Source organism: Nocardioides jensenii JCM 1364 = NBRC 14755, from assembly GCF_001552535.1.
In the GTDB taxonomy this organism is placed as follows: domain Bacteria; phylum Actinomycetota; class Actinomycetes; order Propionibacteriales; family Nocardioidaceae; genus Nocardioides; species Nocardioides jensenii.
In genome coordinates, this window is the sequence record NZ_BCRJ01000141.1 from 1 (window position 1) to 4,462 (window position 4,462).

General features: G+C 71.6%; 4 protein-coding genes. All 4 read left to right on the forward strand.

Annotated features, from left to right (window positions below; all coding sequences use genetic code 11):
* Positions 1 to 882 (forward strand): NAD(P)/FAD-dependent oxidoreductase (locus NJ4_RS23750; protein WP_067441569.1); only part of this gene is annotated, 882 nt, incomplete at its 5' end.
* Positions 879 to 2,315: an aldehyde dehydrogenase family protein gene (locus NJ4_RS23755; RefSeq protein ID WP_067441572.1), complete on the forward strand. Its 1,437-nt coding sequence runs from the start codon at positions 879 to 881 to the stop codon at positions 2,313 to 2,315. The genes NJ4_RS23750 and NJ4_RS23755, both read left to right, overlap by 4 nt.
* A gap of 10 nt (positions 2,316 to 2,325) precedes the next feature.
* A complete protein-coding gene (locus NJ4_RS23760; protein WP_067441574.1) occupies positions 2,326 to 2,739 on the forward strand; it encodes a Rieske (2Fe-2S) protein in 414 nt (137 codons plus the stop codon).
* A 4-nt stretch (positions 2,740 to 2,743) separates the two neighbouring features.
* Positions 2,744 to 4,360 (forward strand): gamma-glutamyltransferase family protein, encoded by a 1,617-nt coding sequence (locus NJ4_RS23765; RefSeq protein WP_245644688.1) that lies wholly within the window; start codon positions 2,744 to 2,746, stop codon positions 4,358 to 4,360.
* The last annotated feature ends 102 nt before the right edge of the window (positions 4,361 to 4,462 follow it).

Here is a 4,462-nt window from a genome sequence, read left to right on the forward strand (position 1 = left end):
CCCCGCCGCTGGCCCGGTGCCGAGGGCGAGCGGATCCGCTATCTGCGCACCAAGCGTGACTCCGAGGAGCTGCGCGCCGAGCTGCGGCCCGGCGTACGCCTGCTCGTGGTCGGTGGTGGCTTCATCGGCGCGGAGGTGGCCTCCAGCGCGCGGTCCCTCGGCGCCGACGTGACCGTGCTCGAGGCGGCCCCGGCACCGCTGCACGCGCTGCTCGGGCCGGTGCTCTCCGCGAGCAACGCCCGCCGCTTCGCCGCCGACGGCGTGACCCTGCGCTGCGGGGTGGCCGTCGAGTCGATCACCCAGGAGGGTGAGCAGGTCGTCGTCACCACCGACGCCGGCATCCACGTCGGCGATCTCGTCGTCGTCGGCATCGGCACGGTTCCCAACGACGCGATCGCGACCGCCTCCGGCATCGCGGTCGACAACGGGATCCTGGTCGACGAGCACTGCCGCACCAGCATGGAGAACGTGTACGCCGCCGGCGACGTGGCCAACCACTTCCACCCGCTCTTCGACACCCGGATGCGCGTGGAGCACTTCGACAACGCCAGCAAGCAGGCCGCCGTGGCCGCCAACAACATGATCGGCCGCGAGACCGTCTTCGACGACCCGCACTGGTTCTGGTCCGACCAGTTCGGCGTGAACCTGCAGTACGTCGGCCACACGGCCGGCACCGATGAAGTCGTGATCCGCGGCCAGCTCGAGGACGCCGCCTGGTCGGCGTTCTTCCTCCGCGACGGACTGGTCCGCGCCGCGTTCGCCGTCGACGGCGCCGAAGACATCATGGTCGCCCGCGAGCTCATCTCGAGCGGGCACCGGGTCTCGGTGGACCAGCTCGTCGACCAGTCAACGTCCCTCATCGAGATCCTGGAGCAGGCATGACACTGACCGTGCAGAACTTCGTCGGCGGCGAGTGGGTCGAGAGCTCCACCGGCCGACGCTTCGAACGCCACAACCCCGCGCACCTCTCCGAGGTCGTGGCCACCGCACCCGAGTCCTCCGCCGACGACATCGACCGGGCTGTCTCCTACGTCGCCGAGCACCGCCACGAGTGGGCGGCCCTGGCGCCGGACAAGCGGGCCGACGTGCTCATCCGGGCCGCGGCGATCCTGGAGGCCAACGCCGCCACCCTGGCCGAGGAGCTGGTCCGCGAGGAGGGCAAGACCCTCGCCGAGGCCACGATCGAGACCAGCCGGACCCCGCAGAACCTGCGCTTCTACGCAGGTGAGTCACTGCGACTCACCGGCGAGACCTACCCCACCGGCGACGGCACGCTGGTCTACAGCTCGCGCGAGCCGGTCGGCGTGGTCGCCGCGATCACGCCGTGGAACTTCCCGCTCAACATTCCCTCCCGCAAGCTCGGTCCGGCGCTGGCCGCCGGCAACGCGGTGGTCTTCAAGCCCAGCGAGCTCACCCCGGTGATGGGTCAGCGTCTCGTCGAGGCGCTGCTCGAGGCCGGCGTACCCGGCGGTGCCCTGGCCCTGGTGCACGGTCACGCCGAAGCCGGCCGGGCCCTGGTCAGTCACCGCGGCGTCAACGCGGTCACCTTCACCGGCTCGACCGCCGTCGGCCAGGCGATCCACTCCGCGGTCGCCGTCGACGTGCGCTGCCAGCTCGAGATGGGCGGCAAGAACGCGATGGTGGTGCTGCCCGACGCCGACATCGAGCGGACCGCGGGCATCATCGTCAAGGGTGCGTTCGGGCTCAGCGGCCAGGCCTGCACCGGCACCTCGCGGGTGATCGTGCACGAGAGCGTGCAGCTCGACCTGCTCGACCGGGTGATGGAGCGGGCCCGCTCCGCGGTCGTCGGCGACGGCCTGACCAAGGGCGTGACCATGGGACCGCTGGCCAGCGCCGGGCAGTGGGACAAGTACCTGGAGTTCCTCAAGGAGGGCGACGCCTCCGACGCCCGGCTCGAGACCCCGACCAAGGGCCAGCTGCTCGGCAAGGGCTACTTCGCCCGGCCGGCCGTGTTCTCCGACGTCCAGCCCCACGACCGGATGGCCCAGGAGGAGATCTTCGGGCCGGTGCTCGCCTTCCTCACCGTGTCGTCGTACGACGAGGCGATCACCGTGGCCAACGACAGCCCCTTCGGACTCTCGGCCGGCATCGCCACCTCCGACATCGGCACCGCGCTGGCGTTCAGCCGCGACGTCCACGCCGGGGTGGTGAAGGTCAACCAGTCCACCAACGGGATGGCGATGAACGCGCCGTTCGGCGGCACCAAGCTCTCGAGCACGCAGACGCACAAGGAGCAGGCCGGCGCCACGATGATGCATTTCTACACCACCGACAAGACCGTCTACTTCAGCTGAGGAGAACCCCATGTCCGAGACACAGACTCCTCCTGGGCAGGAGGCACACGAGCCCTCCTGTGAGGCGAAGTTCCACCGCGTGGCCCGCTCCGGCCAGGTGCCGGAGGGCTACGTACGCCGCTTCTACGTCGGCGAGCTCGAGTGCGCAGTGGCCCGGCTCGAGGGCCGCGCGTATGCGACCAGCAACTACTGCACGCACCTCGACTGCCTGCTCAGCAGCGGCAAGCTGGTCGACGACGGCCTGGGCTGCTCGTGCCACGGCAGCGTGTTCGACCTGGAGACCGGCGAGCCGGTCAGCCCGCCGGCCACCGAGCCGATCGCGGTCTACCCGGTGCGCGAGGAGGACGGCGAGATCTTCGTCGGCGTCAGCGAGGCCGACATCGCCCACGGCGGACCGCGTCGACGCAAGCCACGCCAGGACTGACCCGGTGACGACCCGCGTGCAGCCGGCCTCACCCCGACGGACCGAGGTCCTCGGGGCGCGCGGGGCGGTGGGCACCAGCAGCCCGGTCGTCTCCCAGGTCGGCGCACGCGTGCTCGCCGACGGCGGCAACGCGATCGACGCCACGCTCGCGATGGCGGCGGCCGCCTGGATGGCGCTGCCCGGCCAGTGCGGCATCGGCGGCGACGTCTTCGCGTTGGTCCGCGAGCCCGACGGTCGCGTGTGGTCGGTCAACGGCAGCGGGTTCGGGCCCGACGGCGGAACACCCGACTTCTATCGTGCGCAGGGTCATCGGGCGCTTCCGCTGACCGGCGCACTCGCGGTGACCGTGCCGGGGGCGCTGGCCGCGATCCGGACCCTGCACTCGGGGGCGTCCCGGTCGCTCTCGGAGCTGTGGGGCCCTGCCGTCGACCTCGCGGTGCGCGGCCTCCCGTGCACCGCCAAGACTCGTGCCGACATCGCCGAGCACCGGGCCGAGCTCAGTCTCGACCCCGGGGCCAGTGAGTGCTTCCTGCCCGGCGGACGCCTGCCGCGGGTCGGTCAGCTGCTCTTCCAACGCGACCTCGGCCGGTTCCTGGGCTCGGTGGCGGCCGGCACGGAGGGGTTCTACGACGGCTCGTTCGCCGAGCGGGCGGTCTCTCTTCTCACCGGCAACGGCGCACCGTTCAGCGGGGACGAGTGGTCGGCGGGCTCAGGTGTGCCTTCGGCTGCTGCGATCTCTGCGTCGTACGGCGATCTGACGATTCACCAGACTCCGCTCCCCACCGCCGGCTGGCTGGTGCTCCAGCAGGCGGCGATCTGTGACGGCGTACTGTCGCGGACCGAGCAGCTCGACGCCACCGCCGTGCACTGGCTCACGGGCGCGGCCCGCCGTGCCTTCCGTGACCGCTTCACCAGCGCCGGCTCGGACACCGATGCCTGGGCCAAGTCACTGGCTGCGTCGTCGATCGCCGACGCGCGGGCGGAGATCTCGTCCGAGGCAGTGGTGGCCGGCGGCCCCCAGCGCGTGGCGGGCGACACCACCTCGACCGTGGTGGTCGACGCCGAGGGGCGAGCGGTCAGCTTCATCCACTCCCTCGCGTTCACCTTCGGCGCCCGGATCACCGTGCCCGGCACCGGCGTGGTGCTCAACAACCGGCTCGGCCGCGGCGCCTACCTGATCGACGGGCACCCCAACGAGGTGCGCCCGCGACGCAAGCCCCTGCACACGCTGAACGCCTGGATCGCCGACGACGACACCGGCCTGCGCCACCTCGGCAACTGCCCGGGCGGCGACGGGCAGGTGCAGTGGAACATGCAGGTGATCAGCCACCTGGTCGACCACGGCAACGACCCACAGACGGCCGTCTCGCTCCCCCGGGTCACCGTCTTCCCCGGCTCGGACGCCGACACCATCGACAACCCCGAAGAGCTCAGGTGCGAGCCAGGGTTGGCTCCTGAGACTCTCGACGCTTTGCGCTCCCGCGGCCATGCGGTGCGCGAGATCCCGCTCCAGGTGGGCGGACCGGGCGGCTCGGCGCTCGCGATCACTCTCGATCACGAACACGGAGTCCTGCGCGCAGGCGTGGACCCCCGGATGGAAGGCGTGGCTCTTGCTCTCTGACAACTCTGTGCCTCTGGCTGACGCGGCCGCACCTCCGGACGCGGGTGCCCTGCCCGACGCGGGCGCCCTGCCCGACGCGGGCGCCCTGCCCGAGGCGCCCCG